Origin of the sequence: Sphingobium sp. TB-6, assembly GCF_012927365.1 — a bacterium.
Classification (GTDB): Bacteria; Pseudomonadota; Alphaproteobacteria; order Sphingomonadales; family Sphingomonadaceae; genus Sphingobium.
Window position 1 is genome coordinate 40,907 of sequence record NZ_JABBGL010000019.1, and the last position, 17,816, is coordinate 58,722.

Genomic DNA, 17,816 nt, shown 5'->3' on the forward strand with positions numbered 1-17,816 from the left:
ATGGGCGTGCGGGAACGGATTACGACCACGGTGTCGACCAAGGGACAGGTGATCCTGCCCAAGGCGATCCGTGAGCAACGGCATTGGCCTGCCGGTACGAAGCTGATTGTCGAGGAGACGCCGGAAGGCGTCCTCCTGAAACCTATGCCCATCTTTGCGCCAACCGATATCGATGCCGTTTTCGGATCGCTGCGGTCGACCAAGCCTGCTCTGTCCATCGATGCCATGAACGCAGTCATCGCCAGGGAAGCGAAGCGACGTGCGCGGGATTGATACCAATATCGTCGTGCGGCTGCTGACCGCTGACCATGCGGATCAGGCGCAAGCCGCCCGGCGCGCCATTGAAGGTAAAGAGGTTTTCCTCGGCGTGACCGTGCTGCTGGAGGCCGAGTGGGTATTGCGCGCGGGATATGATTTCGAGCCCACCCAGATTGCCGGCGCGTTACGCGGACTGGCCGGCTTGCCGGGCATGTCCGTGGAAGAACCGGCCCAACTGGCATTGGCGCTAGAGTGGATGGAAAGCGGCATGGATTTCGCCGATGCCCTTCATCTCGCGCGATCGGGCCATTGCGTGGATTTTCTCACCTTCGATCGCAAATTGGCGAAGCGCGCCAAGGCTTCGAACGCAATGCCGGTCGTCATTCCGTAACTCTACATCTGGCGATCGGTATTTTCCCAAGGTTCCAAATGGGGCGGATCCCTGCGGGGCAAGCCCCATTCTTTAGTCAGCGCAGACGCCCCATCCCATTGCTCGCCGTGCGGGAGTGCTCACCGTCCAGTTCGACGCCGAGGAAAGAACGCTCGCAGAACTGCGCCGCTGGCAGGCCTTTCCCAAGGTCTGAGGAGTCGCGGAAACAGCCGAAGAGAAGCGCGGTCTTCTCAGGCGAATAATAGGCATTGGGCTCCGCGAGAGCAAGCGGATAGATGCGAAGCCTCTAAATATAGGCATCGCGCTGGCTGGAGAGCGATGAGGCCCACACCACCTTTCGGCCCAAAGCGTTTTCGAACCCCTTGATGGTCTTCATCGCCACGGCGAAGGCCATTTGCTGATGGAACTGGGGACTGCCTTCGTCCGGCCAAAGCCCGAATTCAGGGAGAAGATCGGGATGGTTGGGGTCGATCGGCGCGTAGAAGATCTTTGCCGGCGCAGCGAAATCCACGACCTCGACATATTCGTTGGTGGGACCGCAGGCGAGCGGCGCCTCATAGCTTCCTCATAGGGCAGCGAGATGACCGCATTGTTGATGAACGCGGTTTCCGGCGCGAGGCTGGCCGGCGGGTCGAAGGCATAGACGCGGAAACGACGCGCAGTCGGCTTGGGATAGGGAGACTTGCTCATCCCCAGATCAGCCTGACGTGTATGGAACCACCGTTCATCCGCAATCGCCCCCTTCGGCATGCTTGGCTGGAGGGAGAATAGTACAAATATCGAGCGAACGAAGAGGGATAGTCCAAGGCGGATGGAATTAATGTCTGGGCAATGCCTCTCGTTCGCGAGCTTTGGCCACCCTCCCTCTACAGATGCCCGATTGCCGCGATTTTCAAAGAAAACCCCGCCGGAGCAAGCTCAACGACGGGGCGAGGTTCAGGGAGTGTCGATCCAAAGGGGAATGGAGCGACCCAACAAATCTATGCCGCTCGCCGCGCATTTCAAGCCCGATTGGGGAAGTCAGTTCATTTCGGATGCGATTCTTGCAAGGTTCACGGCTTGCTCCCCTCTCCTTCGATCCGGCAATCGCGCCAACCTGTGTCGTCTTGGGGCACAAAGGCGACAAAGTCTTCATCGATGATCAAGGTCGCCAGAGGAGATTGGAACTGCCGTCCGAGAGACGATCGGCGACTGAACAGGGTCAGTTGCCTGGTGTCCAGTTGAACCCTTGCCTGCTCACCTTCGATCCGCAGCAGGAAGCTGCGTCCCTTTGCGCATCGCACATGGAGATCACCGCTCGAGTTGCCTGGTGTCCAGTTGAACCCTTGCCTGCTCACCTTCGATCCGCAGCAGGAAGCTGCGTCCCTTTGCGCATCGCACATGGAGATCACCGCTCGATCGGTCTGCATTGGCCCTAACAGGGGCGAGATGTGAGGCAACGACAATAAGGATCATTGTCAGCCCAGCCCACGATGTTCTGCGCATGACCCAGGCTCCGATAAAAGATTTCCGTTTAATCTTTGGTCGAGTGGCCGGTTCCACCATCCAGCGCATTGGCGATCATTGTCGCCATGGTTTCTTCCGCACTACTCCGCACGCCGGCATCTTTTGACGCCAATTCGTTGCGCAGCCATTGCGGAGCGCGTTCCAGCGCATGCAAGAGCGATTGTATTTTTTCGTCCATTCCCAAAGCCTATGACGCTCCTGTCTTCAGTGAGCAACAAGCATTCCTATTCGAGGGCGCAGCACAAGGCGGCAAAAGGCCGCCCCCCCGTCCCTGAGACGGGCCGATCGCCCGCCTCCGCTCCGGTCAGGTGAGGCATTGGCCGAGCGAAATAGGCGAACGGCCTGTGCAAGATTACCGGTAATCAATCATGAGATGCATATGAGTCCCCCCATGACTGGATACCATGGATTGGCGCTATGCCGAATTGGGTGCGTCAAGCGCTATCGCAATAACCTCACGGCGGGCGATATTCACGATTTTCTCCCTCATATCTTGTGAGCAAGGCAGTCTGAAATCGTCCGTAAGTTATTCCATCACCTCGACATGAAATACGATCTTGGAGTGCAACCAAATCGCAATATTTACATTTGATCCTGTTGCGCGCAGATAGCGGCAACACTCCTCTCTCCACGGGTTCGCAAAATGGCCGAAGAAAATCAGACAGACCTCACTGCTCTCACTGTCCAGCTCGTGAGCGCATTTGTTTCCAACAACACTGTTTCCAACAACACTGTTGCGAGCGACAGTCTTGCGGATCTGATCAAGACGACCCGCGCAGCGCTTACCGAAAAAGCAGCTCCGGCTGTGGAGGAGCCTGCTGCTGCGACGTTCACGCCTGCCGTGTCGGTTCGCAAGAGCCTGTCGTCGCCAGAACACATCATCAGCCTTATCGACGGCAAGCCTTACAAGACATTGAAGCGCCATCTTGCGGCAAATGATCTCACCCCCGAACAGTATCGCGAGCGCTACAAGCTGCCGAAGACCTATCCGTTGGTGGCGCCGAGCTATTCGGAATCCCGGCGCGCCGTTGCGGAAAAGATCGGCCTGGGCAAGAAGCCGGTGGCCGCGGCCAAACCCGCAGAGGCAGCCCCTGCCCCGGCAACCGCGCCGAAGGCCAAGGCGGCGGTGAAAGCAAAGGCACCCAAGAAGGTGGCGACCGCTCCGGCGAAGACGCCCGCTAACGCAGATGTCTCGCCTGCTGTAAAGGCTGAGCCCGCCGCGGCTGCCTCGCCGAAAGCCGCAGCAAAGAAGGAAGCGCGCAAGCGCCTGTCGATCGCGGCTCCGAAGGCGGATACGGCTGATGCGAAAGCCGAGGCCGCTCCTATAGCTCCAACGTCGAAGGACAAGCCCGCTGCCAAGAAAGCGGCCGTCGTTCCCAAGGCAAAATCCGTATCCAAGCCCAAGTCGTCAAAGGCTGCGCTCAACGCCGCCGGCTCGCCGGTTGGGGCCGATACCAAGGCGGCCGAACCCGCTCCGGTGAAAGCCTGACGCATCGCGGGGCGGGACTTTCGGTCTCGCTCCCCACCAGCATTTCCAAAACCAACGGTGCGCCAGTCGGTGGAGCTTTTGCTACGCCAAAATGGGCGCGCGATTACTGTTTCGCGCGCCCATTTTGATCGCCTCTTATTTTTTCTTGCAACGGCAATCCTTGCCGCATTGGCAGTTCGTGCATTTGCATTGCTCGGAACAACGCTTGGTTTGATCGTCGGTCATGATCGTTCTCCTTCCGTGAGGAAAACTAGATAGCTTCTAGTAGCATCATGCGATTGAACGCAGCGGCTATATTCGCTCCAATGTTGTTGCGGGCAGACCGAAGGTCCGCTTGAACACCCGGCTGAAATGCGCGGAGTCTGAAAAACCCGCAGCGTGCGCCGCTTCGGTCAGCGATCGACCTTGTGCATAAACTTCCAGCGCCCGCACCAGGCGAAGCCAGAGCAGATAGGTTTTGAACGCAAGCCCCGTCTGCTCGACGAACAGATGTCGAAGCCGGCTTGGTGACAGATGCACGCCGCAAGCCGCCGCCGCACTATGCAGCGATTTATCGGGATGCAGGGCGATATGCTCGATCACTTTTTGGACGCACGGGTCCGGGAGCAGAGTTGGCCCCGGCGGCGCGAGATACTCGACTACCACTCGGCCAACGTCCAGCAATGTCGCCACCGGGAGCCGATCGTCGAACGTGCCCCGAATGGGCTCGACGATGTCCAACAGATCGTCCGCCTCCAATTCTGCGAGAACTTGCCCGGCGAACAACCTGCGTCCCAATGCACGCCCCGCCCGACTTTCCGGTTCGATGAAGATGAAAAGGAGCAGTCCATGTGCCTGAAAGCGGTGGAACGCGTCTGCCGCCACCGCGATCGCCGACGCATTGATGGTGATTGTCCCGCTGGTGAGGCTAAGAGCACCCGACAGGCAAATCGTGATCTGGATCGCGTGGTGCGCGTGAAAGTCGGCGTCACCAAAGCCTTCCGGTGCCTCCAGCACCCAGACGCTCATGCCCTGCGCGACCGCCAGCTTTGCACGCCCTATCGCCATGGGCTGGAATCCTATATCCTATCACGCAGAAGGCCAGCCCATTTCGGCAAGCACAACGCGAAAACGCGCCCCCCTCCCCGTCATTCAGCACCGGTAAAAGCGCACGGGAGCGATGTCTCCCAGGTCAAAGGCAAGTTTCCGGAGGGGTCGCGGCCCCGACGGGCTTGGGAACCAGATGTCGGGGCCGTCCTGCCCCCTAGGACAGGAAGCGCCAAGATAGCCGCCAAGCACCATAAATAAAACAAAAATTTCAATGATTTGCAGATTGAAACTCTTAAATCTTGTTCCGCGAATTAGTTATGCCGATGATGGTTCGCCCATAAACCGTCCACTTTGGACATAGACCCGCCACGGCAAGTCATCCCCATGCTGGACCCCTTCGTCGAGTCTGCGGCTTCCGATTGCGGACGGTGATCTTCAGGCCTTGGGCGTCACCCAAACTTCGACCGGCGCAACGAACTTGCCGGGGGCCGGCTTTCCGACGTTCACCCGATCAGCCGTCACGCGTTCGCCGTTTTCCAGATGAAAGGTGACCCAAGGCTTGGGCATGCGGCCGAACGTCATTTTCTGGATTGGCTGGCCCGTTGTCGAATTCATGATGGTGGCTGTGATACTCATCTGCGGGCTGGTAGCGTCCGCGCGAGCAAATCGTCTATCTGCAAATTTGGTTTTCCACAGAATTCTGTCTCGACCCAAGCACGAACCCGCTCCGCGGGAGGGTCGCTTGGGGCGTGGTAGTGCGGTAAATATGGGCCTTTAGCGGGGCGAGGTTACCCTCTGAGGTTGGCAGTTCCTTCAGCGAAGAGGAACTTGCCATGACTGTCTCGATCAACACCGCCCCGATCAGCCCGCTGCGTCAGCGGATGCAGCACGACATGATGATGCGGGGTCTCGGTCCCCACACCCAGAAGGATTATATCCGCCATGTAAAGCGTCTGGCCGCCTTCCTCGGTCGCCCTCCCGACACCGCGACGGAAGAAGACCTACGCCGTTTCCAGCTCATGCAACATGAAAGTGGAGTCCGGCCCACCACCATCAACGGCACGGTATCGGCGCTGCGTTTCCTGTTCACGGTCACGCTCAAGCGGCGCGATCTGTCGCGGTCGCTGGTGATCACCCGCATCGTGCCCCGGCTGCCGGAAGTGCTGAGCGTCGAGGAGGCCGCGCGGTTGCTCCAGGCCGCACCAGGCATGAAGTATAAGGCGGCGCTGGGGGTGGCCTATGGCGCGGGCCTGCGCGTGTCGGAGGTCGCCCACCTCAAGGTCGACGATATCGACAGCAAGCGCATGCTGATCCGCGTCGAACAGGGCAAGGGCGGCAAGGATCGCAACGCCATGCTCTCGCCGCAGTTGCTCGAGCTGCTGCGGATGTGGTGGCGCGAAGGCAGGACGCGCGGGGTGCTGATCCCGCATGGCTGGCTGTTCCCGGGCCAGACTGTCACCGACCCGATCTCGACCCGGCAACTGCACCGGGCGGTCCAGGAAGCGGCCGAGGTGGCTGGCATCCGCAAGCGCGTCAGTCCCCATACGCTGCGCCACAGCTTCGCCACGCATCTGCTCGAGCAGGATGTCGATATCCGCGTCATCCAGGTCCTGCTGGGGCACAGCAAGCTGGAGACCACCGCGCTCTACACCAAGGTGTCCACCCGAACGATCCACGCCGTGTCGGGTCCGCTCGACCAACTCATGGCGCTGATGGAGGGCAAGGCGTCCACGGGATCAGCCGGCGCCGGCTGAGCCGGTGCGCCCCGACCTTGAGGTCGCCGACATCTTCCGGGCTGCCGGGCCGACGTACCGGGCCGCGCATGCAGGGCATCTCAGCCTGCACCAGCTTAAGGTGATGTCCGCGATCGAGACCTGCCGCACCGCTGCTCTGGGCGGTCATGTCGAAGCCTGCGAGGAATGCGGGCACTGGCGGATCGCCTATAACAGCTGCCGAAACCGGCATTGCCCCAAATGTCAGGGCGCCGCCGCGCGCACCTGGCTGGCCGAACGGGAGGCTGACCTACTCCCCGTCGGTTACTTCCACGTCGTGTTCACACTGCCGGCCGAGGTTGCCGACATCGCCTGGCAGAACAAGGCACTGGTCTACGATCTGCTGTTCCGGGCGGCGTCGGAGACGATGCTGACCATCGCCGCCGACCCCAGGCATCTGGGCGCCCGGATCGGCATCACCGCCGTGCTGCACACATGGGGATCGGCGATGACCCACCATCCGCATGTCCACATGATCGTGCCGGGTGGCGGCATCGCGTTCGATAGAGCCCGCTGGATCTCTTCGCGTCCGGCCTTCCTCCTGCCGGTGCGCGTGCTCGGGAAACTGTTCCGCCGGCTCTTCCTTACCCGGTTGATCGCCCTCCATGACGCAGGGCGGCTCGCCTTCTACGGAGCCATGACCGGTCTGGCCGACCGTCGAACCTTCCTGCGGCACCTGGCGCCGGTCGGCAAGAAGCGCTGGGTCGTCTATGCCAAGCCGCCTTTTGCCGGACCGGAGGCGGTGCTCGCCTATCTGTCACGCTACACCCACCGCGTCGCCATCTCGAACCGGCGTCTGGCCTCCTTCGACGGAAGCGGCGTCACCTTCCGCTGCAAGGATTATCGGCGGGACGGTGCTGAACGCCACCGCATCATGGCCCTCACCGCCGACGAGTTTATCCGTCGCTTCCTGCTCCACGTCCTGCCGCGCGGCTTCCACCGCATCCGCCATTACGGCCTGCTCGCCAGCGCAGCCCGCAGGGATAATCTCGCGCTCGCCCGCAAACTGCTGGCCGTCCCGTCGGAGCCAGAGGTGCCAATGCCCGAAACCGCACTCGACACCTGCCCACCATGCCCGTGTTGTGGCGGGCGCATGATCGTCATCGAGACCTTCGCCCGCTGGGGTCAGCCACGGGCGCCGCCAAGGCCAACCCTGCCGATCCGGGAGCCCGTCTCATGACCCGGCATGATCAGCCTGTCGCTACGGCCCCGCATGTCGCGCGGTGGTCAACCAAACGACATGCGCCCGGCCATGGCTGGGCCGGTGTCGGCTCCTGGCATCATCACGGTCACAACGGCGAGCACGCCTCTGGCGCATCCCAACACCAGCCGTTCCGCCGCCCTCGCGCGTCCATCTGCGCTCCTCTCTTATCCAGCCGAACCAACCGGAAGCATAAATCCCCATAGGGCAACCTGCTGGAATCGCGGGTTCCTGCATGGGAGGCTTTCGTACGCAAGCGCCCGAAACCCTAAACCTTCTCGGCCACTCAGCTCCGAATTTTTCGCTTCCAGGTCCGGTCGGTCCGCTTTCTCATTTTCCAGAGCCGGGGCTAGCCGTTTGCGGTCGGGCCGGTTCCGAGCGACAAAAGCGGGTTAGTTGCCCTTTGCGCTTCCTATCGATGACCCCCTCTGGAAGTTACTGCGCCAAATGAGAATCCCGTTAGCTGCGGTCCAGAGCAGTTCTCACGGTATGACGGAGAGGCTGTCCGAGCAGGCGGCGCACATTTCAGTGATCACTTGCTGTTGACGCATCTGGCCACCCGCCGCCTTCAAGCGGCGGATGGCATTCTTGCAGCCGGACGAGTTAGTTCTTCCTACCCATGAAATTGTAACGCAGCGTCAGCATTGCTGCACGCGGCGCACCGGGCAGGTTGAGGTTGGCGCTCGTGCCATGTCCCGACACGATATAATGTTTATCGAAGATGTTGGTGACATTGACCTGGGCGGTAATCGGACCCAGCCGATACCAGGCCATCGCGTCCATCGTGAAATAGCTGGGCAAGGTGACGGTGTTGGCCGGATCGGCGAAACGGTCGCTCACATAATTGCCGCCTGCACCCAGACCGAAGCTGTCACTGAAATCCTTGGCGATCCAGGCATTGGCGGCATGGCGCGGCGTGATGGTCGCGCGCTTGCCGATCAGGGCCGCATTTGCGGAGTCCACGATCTTGGCGTCCAGATAGGCATAGCCCAGGATCGCCCGCCAACCATTTTCCAGATTCACTGTGCCCGACAGTTCGATGCCGCGCGTGCGCTGCACACCGATGGGGATGAGTACGGTCGGATTGGCGGGATTGGCGGCCTTGATCCCCGACCGGCGCAGGTTGAACGCAGAAATGGTGGTCGCGAGCCGGCCATCGAGGAAGCTGAACTTGGCGCCTACTTCCTTGTTCTTGGTCTTTTCCGGCGCGATGTCGGCATTGTTGGCCGCGATGGAGAAGGCTTCGCCCGAGGGCTGGAAGGAGCGGCTCCAGGAGACATAATAGGACTGGCTCTCCGTCGGCTGCCAAACCAGGCCCGCGCGCGGGCTAGCCTTGGTGTCGGTGCGCGACAGGTCGGAGCGGCCGGGCAGATGGTCGTCCGTGGCCTGCTTGAACCGGTCATAGCGTGCGCCGACCAGCGCCTTCAGATGCGCGCCGATCGACACCAGATCCTGCACATAATAGCCGAGCGTGTCGAATGTACCGCGATTGTCGGCGGTCAAGGCGCCGTTGGTCGTGATGACAGGTAGGACTGGATTGAACAGATTCACGGTCGCAATGCCGTTGCGCGAATGGGTCGCGACATCCTTGATCTGCCGCCCGACCTCGACACCGAACAGCAGTTGATGCTCTATGCCGGCCAAGCGCACCTTGCGGGTCAGTTCGAGCTGGTCGAACCAGCCATGTTCGTTGCGGTCGAGCGCCGACCGGTTGAGCGAGACCGTTTGCGCCGCTTCATTGACCGTTCCCGGCAGCGTGTTCTGCCGGTCGAGGCTATAGTCATAATAGCGGAAAGCGTTGCGGATGCTGGTGTCTTCATCGATCTTATGGGTCAGCGTCACCGTACCCGAATAGACCTTCGACTGGCTATAATCGTCCTTCCGCGCATTGGATGAACCATAATAGGTGGAGCGCGGTACATCGACCGGGCGTCCCTGATAGGCCGGAATGCCGAAGTCGGTTACGCGCCGGTCGCGCAAATAATCGCCCTGGACCAGCAGTTGGGTCCGCTCGCCCAGCTTGAGCGAGACCGATGGCGCGATCGTCTCGCGCCGAAGGAACTGCTGGCTGCGGAAGCTGTCGGCCCGCTCGATCGCCCCGGTGAGGCGATAGGCGGCCATGCTGTCCTCCGGCGCGATGCCGATGTCGGCTTCGGCGCGGCGATCATCCCAACTCCCATAGCTGACGCCGATCTCGCCCAGATTGACGCCAGGCTTCTTGGTCACGCGGTTGATGAGGCCGCCCGAAGACCCCCGCCCGAACAGGACCGAGGCTGGCCCCTTGATGACTTCGACGCGCTCGATATTGGAAAGGTCGCGGAAATAGAGGGCATCGTCGCGCAGACCATCGACGAATTGGTCGGCAATAGCCGAAAAGCCCCGGATTGAAACCTGATCGCGCTGACCGTCGCCATGGGAAAAGCCGACGCCCGGCACATTCTTCAGCACATCCTGCATAGACAAGGCGCGCTGGTCGCGGATGACGGCCTCGGTCACGACGTCAACGGTCTGGGGAATGTCCTTCAGCGGCACGTCGATCTTAAGCGCGCCAACCTGTTTCGGCGTATAATCAAGGCGGTCCGCCGTAACGACGATATCGGACCGATCCGCTTCGTTCGCGCTTGCATGGATGGGAAAGGCGATGGCGGCAAACGCTACCGTGGCGCGCAGATGGCGCGATGCAAGCTTGGAAAACATGGGTCCCCGATACAATTTACGACAATGGTGATATTGCGAGGCGGTCGCATATATATGACGCAAGAACCTGTCAACGCGATCCTTTGATGAACAATTGCTGACTGCCCTGTTCAGAGAGGCGCCAGAGATGAGCCGCAATAACCCTGCTCGTGGAGACGAAATCGTCTGTGGAGGAAGTAAATGATGATGCGCAAACCCCTGATGGCCCTATCGCTAGCCGCTTCGATGCTTGCCGGGCTTCCCTCTCTGGCCCACGCTCATGATGGCAGAGGGAGCTGGTATAAATATGAAGAATATCATGATGACGGCGACGACGATGATGACGAAGACCGTCCGCGTTACCGCCGCAGCTATTATGAGGAACGGGACTATCGCCGCCCCCGCTACGCCGAACCGCGGCGCTACCATTATCGCGAGCGGCGCGATCGCTGCGGCGGTAGCGGCACCACAGGCCTGTTGCTCGGCGGCGCGGCAGGCGCCCTGCTCGGACGCTCGGTCGATCGCTATGGCGATCGTGCGCCGGGAACCATTATCGGCGCGGGCGCAGGCGCTCTTCTGGGCCGCGAAGTCGACCGCAATTCCGGCTGCTGATCGGCATATTGCAGGCGCAATGAACTGAATTTCCTCCCGTGACGGGAGGTTCTGGTGCGCGGAACCGCTTGGTATCCGCGCCCTTTTGGGATGTCGCAGCAGAGATGGCAGGGTTCAGATCGAGTTCAGCGCATCTGTGCTTGAATGCCAGCCTATCCCTTCCGCTGGATGCGGACAGGACGAAAGAATAGGAGGCAGGGGATGAAAATGCTCCGTAAGGCGGTCCTGGGTCTGGCACTGGCAGCATCCATGCCGATCAGCGCCACGCCTGCCGATGCACGCGATCATCATCGCTATTATTCCCGTCATTATGACGATGACGCAGCGCTCGCTGTGAGCGCGGGAATAATCGGCCTGGCGATCGGCGCGGCCATTGCTTCGGATAGACCGCGCTATTATTACGATGGCGATTATTATTATCGCGAACGATATTATCGACCGCATTACCGGTCATATAATTACTATTATTATGACAGCTATCCGCGTTATTATGACAGGCGTTGGTATCGCTATAATGATCGCCATTGGCGTCATCACCGCCGCCATCACGACCATGATGATGACGATTGATGCGAATGACCGACCGTGATCGAATTTCGGTCAGCGATTTAGCCAGGTGCTTTGCTGGTCGAGTTTGATGCTGTCGGCAACAGGATTTCAACGGTGAGACCCACCGCTGCTGGAACGACGCGGGCGTTACCGCCATGGGCAGCGGCTATGGCGGCGACCATGTTAAGCCCCAAGCCGTAGCCCGATGTCGATCGGCTATGGTCGAGCCGGGCAAACCTCTGGAAGATCCGTTCGCAATCGCCGTCCACTATGCCCGGACCGTTATCGGCAATGGTGAGCGCCATCTGCCCATCCCGCGCTTCTGTCGAGATGGTGACGTCCGTGCCCGGAGGCGTGTGTGCCAGCGCATTGTCCAGCAAATTGACAAGGCATCTTTGAATGAGTTGCCTGTCGCCGCAGATCGCCACTGGAACGATCGCCAGCATGAGTGACCTGCCCGCTTGCTCGAAAGCCGGCCGAAAAGCCTCGGCTATTTCCTCAATGACATCGTGCAATTCCACGGACTGGAAACGGCTGCGAACCGTCTGGCCCTCAATCTCGGAGATTGCCAGGATCGACGAAAACAGATCGAGCAGATCATCCGCTTCGCGGATCGCTGCTGCGAGGCGCTCCTGCTGAATGGGCTCCGTTGATGTTCGCTCCGACTCCTCCAACCGTCCGCGCAGCCGATTGAGGGGCGTTCGCAGGTCATGCGCGATATCGCTGGAAACCTGCTTGAGGTTGTTCATCAGCGTCTGGATACGATCCAGCATGCCGTTGAGGATCATGGCTAGCCGGTCGAACTCTTCGGCCGAGCCATCAAGCGGCATCCGGCGGGACAGATCGCCTGCCATGATCGCTTCTGCCGAACCCTCGATGCTGGAGAGCCGGCCCCTGACCAGTCGGCCCAGCCCGATCACCGCAGCGGTGCCCACCGCGAGAATGAGGGCGAAGGCGCTCAGGAATAGCGCCAGCAATTTCAGGTCCATCTGATCGACAACAGCCCGATCGGCCGCAACGACGAGACGCCCCCCTCCGGGAAGCGGCGCGTTGATGGCCTGGGCCATGGCAGGCCCCCCATCCGGCGAATGGAAGGGAACGAACTCGCTCCATCCGGGCGGTGGTACATTCGCCACAAGCGATCCAGCCCTGCGCCGCCCGGATGCGTCGGTCACAATATAGCCCATGCCCCGGCCCTTGCTGTCGGCACCTTCCAGATAGCTCACATCTTCGGGCGTGGCATGGTTGTCGAGTGTGTTGACCAGATCGACCAGCGCTGCAAAGCCATGATGCCTGTGATGGGCGAGCAGGGCATCGGCCTCGGTCCTGATCCGCTGGTTGATCTGGCACTCGATCTCTTCATGAACGAACCTGTAGGTGGCAAGTCCCAGCAAGGCGATGATGAGGCCCGAAGTGATCGCGACGCCCAGCGACAATCCCCTGATCGAGCGGGGCATGATCCTATCGGGCATGGGAATCGATCATATAACCCGAGCCTCGCACGGTGCGGATCGCGTCATCTGGGAAGCCTTCGTTGAGCTTCGATCTAAGTCGGCTCATATGGGTTTCGACGATATTGGTCTTCGGATCGAACCCGAAACTCCAGACGCGATCAAGCAGCATTGTCCGCGTGACGACCCGGTCAGCGTTGCGCAGCAATTGTTCGAGCAGGTTGAATTCGCGGGGTTGAAGATCGATGACCCGATGATCCCGGCGCACCTCCCGGCGCAGCAGGTTCATGCTGATGCCGCCAGCCTCCAGCAGGGTGACAGTTACGCAGGATGGAGGTCGACGCCCCAAGGCATTGAGGCGCGCGACCAGTTCCACAAAGGCAAAGGGTTTGATGAGATAATCGTCGGCCCCGGCTTCCAGTCCGTCGACACGGTCCTCGATAGCTGATTTGGCGGTCAGCAGCATGGCCGGCGTCTGGCATCCCTGCGCGCGCACCATGCGCAAGAGCGAGAGGCCATCCAGACCTGGCAGCATCCGATCCAGCACCAGCACGTCGAACCCGCCTGCCGGAATGACGCCCAAAGCCTGCTGTCCTTCAGGGATGCATTGGACCTGATGCCCCAATTCCCGGAGTCCCCGCGCGACATAGGCAGACGATTCCAGATCGTCCTCCACGAGCAGAATCTTCATCGCTCACCCTCGCCATGGTTGAGGTGGGGGTCGAGGGACCGAGATGACGCCCTGATTGCCATTGCTATACAATTTCCCAATGTTGCCATTCCGTGCTGGACCGACCCTACAGCAAGTCTCTATCGCCGCAAATGATAACAGTTCGCATTTGCAGACGAAGGGGCGCATATGTCAGGTAAAAGAATAGCAATTGGTCTAGCGGCGGTGGCGACCGCGCTATCGACTCCTGCAATGGCCGGCGAACCGCTGTTCGGCTATGTCTACACCACGGACGTCATGCCCAAGGGCAAGACCGAGATCGAACAATGGGTCACGCTGCGCGAGGATCAGGCCAACGGCCATTTCCACGACGTCAAGCTGCGAACCGAGGTCGAGCATGGCATCACCGACAATTTCCAGATCGCCGGCTATCTGAACACGAGCTACATCTCGGCCAACCGCAACAGCGTCGCCGGCACGACCGAGGGCCTCGACATCCCGCCGGCGCATGATCCGGCGCGGCCCTACAATAAGTTCCGCTTCGATACGGTGTCGGCCGAAATGATCTGGCGGGTGATGAGTCCTTACAAGAAGCCGTTCGGCCTGGCCTTCTATGTCGAACCCGAGATTGGCCCGCATGAGCGCGCAATCGAACTGAAAGTGATCGCGCAAAAGAATTTCCTCGACGATCGGCTGGTGCTGGCCGCCAACGCTTTCGTCGAGTTCGAGCATGAGGAGCAGGACGGAGAAGTCGAAAAGGCGACGCAGCTGGAATTCGATGCGGGCGCATCCTACCGTTTCCGCCCGAACTGGTCCTTCGGCCTTGAATATCGCAACCATAATGAATTTGTCGGCTATACGCTGGGGCACGGCAGCCAGGAGCATACCGCCCATTTCGTGGGGCCGAACATCCATTATGGCAGCCAGAAGTGGTTCTTCACCCTCTCCGTGCTCTATCAGATCCACGCCAAGGGCTATAATGACGAGCAGCGGGACAATATCGTCAATGGCCGCATCTATGGCGACGAGCATACCCGTTGGGACGGCATCCGCCTGAAGATCGGGAGGGTGTTCTGATGTCGGCTCCCCGCGCATCCCTGTTGGCCCTGGTCCCGGTGGTGCTGGTGGCACCGCCAGCCCATGCCGCCACCTACCTCACCGTCGAGCAAGCGCAGGCGCTGATGTTCCCCGGCGAAACACTGACACCCGCCTTCCGCCCGCTCAGCAATGCCGACGCAGCAGCGATCCGGAAGGCCAGCGGCGTGTCGCCTCTCAACCGGCAGCTCAAAGCCTGGCGCTCTGCACGCGGCGGCTGGCTGATCGTCGATCAGGTCGTCGGCAAACATGAGTTCATTACCTTCGCCGTCGCCCTCGATGCCTCCGGCGCCGTGCGCTCGGTGGAGATCATGGACTATCGCGAAAGCTATGGTGATCAGGTGCGCAACCCCAAGTGGCGCGCTCAGTTTGCGGGCAAGCGCAACGGTGCCGCCTTGCAGCTCGACAAGGACATCAAGAATATCTCGGGGGCGACCCTTTCCTGCCGGCATGTCGCCGACGGGGTCAAGCGGTTGCTGGCGACCTATGCTATCGTCCTCGCCGGATAAGCTCGTCACCCGTTGCCAGCCCTGGCTGGGAACTTTTGTCGAGATCAGTGTAGCTGAAGCCGACATGGGAGCGGTTGAGGCCGCGTTCCGGGCGATTGCTCATATCCATGCGTGCATGTCCTTCCATAGTGCCGACAGCGACCTGGCTCGTCTTCGCTCCGCCCGGCCCGGCGAGACCGTGGCGGTGGACGAAGAAACGGCGGCGGTGCTGCGGATGGCGGTTGCACTGCATGAGGCGACCGATGGCTTGTTCGATGTCGCGGTGGGACGTGCGCTGGTTCGCAGCCGCTTCCTACCGCGTGAGGGCATCGCCCATCTTAGCCGCTATACCGGCACGACCGCCGATATCGAGATCATCGATGATCGGCATGTCCGATGCAGGAAGCGGCTGCTGATCGACCTTGGCGGCATAGCCAAAGGTCATGCGGTCGATCGCGCCGTTGCGGCTTTGCAGGCCGCCGGTGTCCGGGCGGGGCTGGTGAACGCAGGCGGCGATCTGCGGGCCTTCGGCGAGCAGGACTGGCAAGTGCAACTGCGCGATGCCGACGACGTCGTGCGCTATGGGCTGACCGTCCGAAATTGCGCGATGGCGAGTTCTGCCAATCTCTTTGACCGGCACGCAATCCGGGGAACGCTGCACAGTCCGCATGTCGGGCGGAACGGCGCGCCTGCACTCATCGATCATCGCGTGACCGTGCTTGCCGACAAATGCGCCATTGCCGATGCCATGACGAAAGTGGCCATGGTCGACGCGGATCTTGCCGACAGGATATTGGCAACGCGCAACGGTTATGTGCTGCGTCCCTCGATGACCAGGGAGGCAGCCTGATGCCGCGACGTCGTCACGATTTAAGCCCCGATCGCAATGACGCCGATGCACTGATGAAAATCATCACTTCCGTCGGCGGAGAAACGGCGCACTGCCTCGCGCTCGTCAGCAGGTCGGCATTCCCGACATTGGCAAATGGACGGAGGTGGCCGGTCTCAATGAAGGATTTAGTGGCATGAGCAGACGCCCTCCCCAATTTTCGACACGCCTACCAAGCTGGCAGAAATGGCTGATCTACACGAGCTTTTCCTTGCTCGTATCGGCGGGCGTTTGCTGGCTCGTCCTGGAATATTTTGTCCGCGTTGATGGCGAGTTCGGCCCGGAGCGAAGTCCGTGGCAACCCACGCTATTGTCGATCCACGGCCTTGCGTGCTTTGCATTTCTCGTGGCGGTTGGCGCCATGTTGCCTGTTCATGTACGGCTGGGCTTACTGGGCAAACGCAACCGCAAAAGCGGCATTGCCACAGGCGGTATCATCCTGTTCATGGCACTGACCGGCTACGGACTCTATTATATTGCGGACGACAGTCTGCGCGCCTGGGCAAGTACGGTTCACTGGCTCGGCGGGTTCACCACGGTTCTGATCGTGAGCGGCCACGTCTGGCTCGCGTGGAAACGTCCTCAGGCCAAGCGCAAAGCCGTACCTATACAGTTGAAGAAGAATCTGCCGATCGGCGAAATGCCAGTACCGGAACCGCAACTGGAGGCGGCAGAATGAAGTGGAACTGCTTTGGGTGAAGTGAAGTTTTACACTGCCTCGACAGCCGTCATAGTGCGTATTGTCGCCGCCACCATCTACCCGCAGAGATCAGGCAAGGTGGTTATGACCAGCAAGAACGTCCGTGCTCATCTCATGTGAACATTGGCTGTGTCCTGCCGGCCTGCGTTGAGTTCAAATCATCAGCTTTCGGGTAGCTGCGCTCCAGGTTGCTGATGTGGCGTCGGGTGCCGAAAGCCTGCGGAGGAATGACCGGTTTCGGGGTATGGATGCGGCAGTCTGAATGCCTTGGGTTGGCGTGCAGCCGCAATTAAAGGTTCTGGCTCCCCGAAGCGGCGAGGAGCCAGGCAACCTCAAATTTCTGTGCCCTCTGCTAATGTCAGTGCGTCCTCCACATCCACCCCGAGGTATCTGACCGTGCTTTCGATCTTCGTGTGTCCAAGCAGAATCTGGACGGCGCGGAGATTCCCGGTCGCCTTATAGATGATCGATGCCTTGGTCCGCCGCAGAGAATGGGTACCATAATCTTCACTGGGCAGGCCAATTCCCATGACCCATTCGTCAACAAGGCGGGCATATTGCCTCGTGCTTATGTGGGCAGCGTGATCAGTGCGGCTGGGGAAGGCGAAATCCTCCAGGGAGCCACCCCGCAGTTCGAGCCATTTGAGGAGGCTCGCGCGGGCGTCGTCCATTAGCTCAAACTGAACCGGCCTCCCGGTCTTTTGCTGAACCACGGTGGCCCGAGTTCGAATTTTCCGATCGCAGACGATGTCGCTGATCCTGATCTTCACCAGGTCGCAGCCGCGCAGCTTGCTATCGATAGCGAGATCGAAGAGGGCCCGGTCCCGAACGCGTCCGTGCTGATCCAGAAAAAAGCGTATCGCCCAGATCTGGCGGGGCTTAAGCGCCCGCTTCGCGCCAACCTTACGCCCGGCGTTCCACGATACTCGCTCGCGAACTGCGGGATCAAATTCTGATAATCCCATGACACTTCTCCAATAGGCCGTGATGGCCGAGGGAAGAACGCTTCAGATTAGGCCGACCCATTGTCGCCATTCAGC

The 17,816-nt window shown here is 60.4% G+C and carries 20 protein-coding genes; 11 read left to right on the forward strand and 9 right to left on the reverse strand.

Annotation, left to right across the window (positions count from 1 at the left end; genetic code table 11):
• Entirely contained in the window at positions 1–273 is a 273-nt protein-coding gene (locus tag HHL26_RS19605) for an AbrB/MazE/SpoVT family DNA-binding domain-containing protein (protein ID WP_169576582.1), read from the forward strand.
• A 13-nt stretch (positions 274–286) separates the two neighbouring features.
• A complete protein-coding gene (locus HHL26_RS19610; protein ID WP_346765605.1) occupies positions 287–649 on the forward strand; it encodes a type II toxin-antitoxin system VapC family toxin in 363 nt (120 codons plus the stop codon).
• Between the two features lie 286 nt (positions 650–935).
• Here the strand turns inward: HHL26_RS19610 and HHL26_RS19615 are convergent, their stop codons facing one another.
• The 3 genes from HHL26_RS19615 to HHL26_RS19625 form a co-directional block, all read right to left on the reverse strand.
• On the reverse strand, positions 936–1,160 hold the full coding sequence (locus HHL26_RS19615) for a hypothetical protein (protein ID WP_169576584.1): 225 nt from the start codon (positions 1,158–1,160) through the stop codon (positions 936–938).
• A gap of 541 nt (positions 1,161–1,701) precedes the next feature.
• Positions 1,702–2,058, reverse strand: coding sequence for a hypothetical protein (locus HHL26_RS19620; RefSeq protein ID WP_169576585.1), 357 nt, complete (start codon positions 2,056–2,058; stop codon positions 1,702–1,704).
• Between the two features lie 104 nt (positions 2,059–2,162).
• A complete protein-coding gene (locus HHL26_RS19625) occupies positions 2,163–2,333 on the reverse strand; it encodes a DUF6771 family protein (RefSeq protein WP_169576586.1) in 171 nt (56 codons plus the stop codon).
• 465 nt (positions 2,334–2,798) lie between these two features.
• Between HHL26_RS19625 and HHL26_RS19630 the strand changes: the two genes are divergently transcribed.
• On the forward strand, positions 2,799–3,644 hold the full coding sequence (locus tag HHL26_RS19630; RefSeq protein WP_169576587.1) for a MucR family transcriptional regulator: 846 nt from the start codon (positions 2,799–2,801) through the stop codon (positions 3,642–3,644).
• Between the two features lie 291 nt (positions 3,645–3,935).
• Here the strand turns inward: HHL26_RS19630 and HHL26_RS19635 are convergent, their stop codons facing one another.
• Together HHL26_RS19635 and HHL26_RS19640 are read right to left on the reverse strand one after the other, a co-directional pair.
• Complete coding sequence (locus tag HHL26_RS19635) at positions 3,936–4,652, reverse strand: helix-turn-helix domain-containing protein (RefSeq protein ID WP_169576588.1); 717 nt, start codon at positions 4,650–4,652, stop codon at positions 3,936–3,938.
• Between the two features lie 456 nt (positions 4,653–5,108).
• Positions 5,109–5,309, reverse strand: a complete 201-nt coding sequence (locus HHL26_RS19640) for a hypothetical protein (RefSeq protein ID WP_169576623.1) — start codon at positions 5,307–5,309, stop codon at positions 5,109–5,111.
• Between the two features lie 197 nt (positions 5,310–5,506).
• Here HHL26_RS19640 and HHL26_RS19645 point away from each other — a divergent pair, with 197 nt between their 5' ends.
• Both HHL26_RS19645 and HHL26_RS19650 read left to right on the forward strand, forming a co-directional pair.
• Positions 5,507–6,427 carry a site-specific integrase gene (locus tag HHL26_RS19645; RefSeq protein WP_169576589.1) on the forward strand — a complete coding sequence of 307 codons (921 nt, stop codon included), beginning with the start codon at positions 5,507–5,509 and terminating at the stop codon, positions 6,425–6,427.
• Between the two features lie 31 nt (positions 6,428–6,458).
• On the forward strand, positions 6,459–7,625 hold the full coding sequence (locus tag HHL26_RS19650; protein WP_346765607.1) for an IS91 family transposase: 1,167 nt from the start codon (positions 6,459–6,461) through the stop codon (positions 7,623–7,625).
• Between the two features lie 624 nt (positions 7,626–8,249).
• On the opposite strand, the gene HHL26_RS19655 is transcribed toward HHL26_RS19650, so the two are convergent.
• Positions 8,250–10,343: a TonB-dependent siderophore receptor gene (locus tag HHL26_RS19655; protein ID WP_169576591.1), complete on the reverse strand. Its 2,094-nt coding sequence runs from the start codon at positions 10,341–10,343 to the stop codon at positions 8,250–8,252.
• A gap of 180 nt (positions 10,344–10,523) precedes the next feature.
• Between HHL26_RS19655 and HHL26_RS19660 the strand changes: the two genes are divergently transcribed.
• Positions 10,524–10,934 carry a glycine zipper 2TM domain-containing protein gene (locus HHL26_RS19660; protein ID WP_169576592.1) on the forward strand — a complete coding sequence of 137 codons (411 nt, stop codon included), beginning with the start codon at positions 10,524–10,526 and terminating at the stop codon, positions 10,932–10,934.
• A gap of 201 nt (positions 10,935–11,135) precedes the next feature.
• Positions 11,136–11,504: a hypothetical protein gene (locus HHL26_RS19665; protein ID WP_169576593.1), complete on the forward strand. Its 369-nt coding sequence runs from the start codon at positions 11,136–11,138 to the stop codon at positions 11,502–11,504.
• 38 nt (positions 11,505–11,542) lie between these two features.
• On the opposite strand, the gene HHL26_RS19670 is transcribed toward HHL26_RS19665, so the two are convergent.
• Positions 11,543–12,955, reverse strand: a complete 1,413-nt coding sequence (locus HHL26_RS19670) for a HAMP domain-containing sensor histidine kinase (RefSeq protein WP_240962523.1) — start codon at positions 12,953–12,955, stop codon at positions 11,543–11,545.
• On the reverse strand, positions 12,945–13,625 hold the full coding sequence (locus HHL26_RS19675; RefSeq protein ID WP_169576594.1) for a response regulator transcription factor: 681 nt from the start codon (positions 13,623–13,625) through the stop codon (positions 12,945–12,947). The genes HHL26_RS19670 and HHL26_RS19675 overlap by 11 nt, the downstream gene beginning before the upstream one ends.
• Before the next feature lie 168 nt (positions 13,626–13,793).
• Between HHL26_RS19675 and HHL26_RS19680 the strand changes: the two genes are divergently transcribed.
• The 4 genes from HHL26_RS19680 to HHL26_RS19695 all read left to right on the forward strand — a co-directional run bounded on the left by HHL26_RS19680 (position 13,794) and on the right by HHL26_RS19695 (position 16,755).
• On the forward strand, positions 13,794–14,681 hold the full coding sequence (locus tag HHL26_RS19680; RefSeq protein ID WP_169576595.1) for a DUF6662 family protein: 888 nt from the start codon (positions 13,794–13,796) through the stop codon (positions 14,679–14,681).
• On the forward strand, positions 14,681–15,208 hold the full coding sequence (locus HHL26_RS19685; protein ID WP_169576596.1) for an FMN-binding protein: 528 nt from the start codon (positions 14,681–14,683) through the stop codon (positions 15,206–15,208). Before HHL26_RS19680 ends, HHL26_RS19685 begins: the two co-directional genes overlap by 1 nt.
• Complete coding sequence (locus HHL26_RS19690; RefSeq protein ID WP_277349425.1) at positions 15,186–16,037, forward strand: FAD:protein FMN transferase; 852 nt, start codon at positions 15,186–15,188, stop codon at positions 16,035–16,037. Before HHL26_RS19685 ends, HHL26_RS19690 begins: the two co-directional genes overlap by 23 nt.
• A 175-nt stretch (positions 16,038–16,212) precedes the next feature.
• Positions 16,213–16,755: a DUF4405 domain-containing protein gene (locus tag HHL26_RS19695; protein ID WP_169576598.1), complete on the forward strand. Its 543-nt coding sequence runs from the start codon at positions 16,213–16,215 to the stop codon at positions 16,753–16,755.
• Between the two features lie 353 nt (positions 16,756–17,108).
• Here HHL26_RS19695 and HHL26_RS19700 read toward each other — a convergent pair whose 3' ends face one another.
• Positions 17,109–17,741 (reverse strand): tyrosine-type recombinase/integrase, encoded by a 633-nt coding sequence (locus HHL26_RS19700; protein WP_169576599.1) that lies wholly within the window; start codon positions 17,739–17,741, stop codon positions 17,109–17,111.
• Positions 17,742–17,816 lie beyond the last annotated feature (75 nt).

What these genes read in the sequence shown, in the direction of transcription:
- HHL26_RS19680 (WP_169576595.1), top strand. Translation starts at nt 13,794, where the DNA reads ATGTCAGGTAAAAGAATAGCAATTGGTCTAGCGGCGGTGGCGACCGCG.
- HHL26_RS19685 (WP_169576596.1), top strand. Translation starts at nt 14,681, where the DNA reads ATGTCGGCTCCCCGCGCATCCCTGTTGGCCCTGGTCCCGGTGGTGCTG.
- HHL26_RS19695 (WP_169576598.1), top strand. Translation starts at nt 16,213, where the DNA reads ATGAGCAGACGCCCTCCCCAATTTTCGACACGCCTACCAAGCTGGCAG.
- HHL26_RS19690 (WP_277349425.1), top strand. Translation starts at nt 15,186, where the DNA reads ATGCTATCGTCCTCGCCGGATAAGCTCGTCACCCGTTGCCAGCCCTGG.
- HHL26_RS19675 (WP_169576594.1), bottom strand. Translation starts at nt 13,625, where the DNA reads ATGAAGATTCTGCTCGTGGAGGACGATCTGGAATCGTCTGCCTATGTC.
- HHL26_RS19655 (WP_169576591.1), bottom strand. Translation starts at nt 10,343, where the DNA reads ATGTTTTCCAAGCTTGCATCGCGCCATCTGCGCGCCACGGTAGCGTTT.
- HHL26_RS19660 (WP_169576592.1), top strand. Translation starts at nt 10,524, where the DNA reads ATGATGATGCGCAAACCCCTGATGGCCCTATCGCTAGCCGCTTCGATG.
- HHL26_RS19630 (WP_169576587.1), top strand. Translation starts at nt 2,799, where the DNA reads ATGGCCGAAGAAAATCAGACAGACCTCACTGCTCTCACTGTCCAGCTC.
- HHL26_RS19665 (WP_169576593.1), top strand. Translation starts at nt 11,136, where the DNA reads ATGAAAATGCTCCGTAAGGCGGTCCTGGGTCTGGCACTGGCAGCATCC.
- HHL26_RS19670 (WP_240962523.1), bottom strand. Translation starts at nt 12,955, where the DNA reads ATGCCCGATAGGATCATGCCCCGCTCGATCAGGGGATTGTCGCTGGGC.
- HHL26_RS19635 (WP_169576588.1), bottom strand. Translation starts at nt 4,652, where the DNA reads ATGAGCGTCTGGGTGCTGGAGGCACCGGAAGGCTTTGGTGACGCCGAC.
- HHL26_RS19620 (WP_169576585.1), bottom strand. Translation starts at nt 2,058, where the DNA reads ATGCAGACCGATCGAGCGGTGATCTCCATGTGCGATGCGCAAAGGGAC.
- HHL26_RS19640 (WP_169576623.1), bottom strand. Translation starts at nt 5,309, where the DNA reads ATGAGTATCACAGCCACCATCATGAATTCGACAACGGGCCAGCCAATC.
- HHL26_RS19700 (WP_169576599.1), bottom strand. Translation starts at nt 17,741, where the DNA reads ATGGGATTATCAGAATTTGATCCCGCAGTTCGCGAGCGAGTATCGTGG.
- HHL26_RS19605 (WP_169576582.1), top strand. Translation starts at nt 1, where the DNA reads ATGGGCGTGCGGGAACGGATTACGACCACGGTGTCGACCAAGGGACAG.
- HHL26_RS19625 (WP_169576586.1), bottom strand. Translation starts at nt 2,333, where the DNA reads ATGGACGAAAAAATACAATCGCTCTTGCATGCGCTGGAACGCGCTCCG.
- HHL26_RS19645 (WP_169576589.1), top strand. Translation starts at nt 5,507, where the DNA reads ATGACTGTCTCGATCAACACCGCCCCGATCAGCCCGCTGCGTCAGCGG.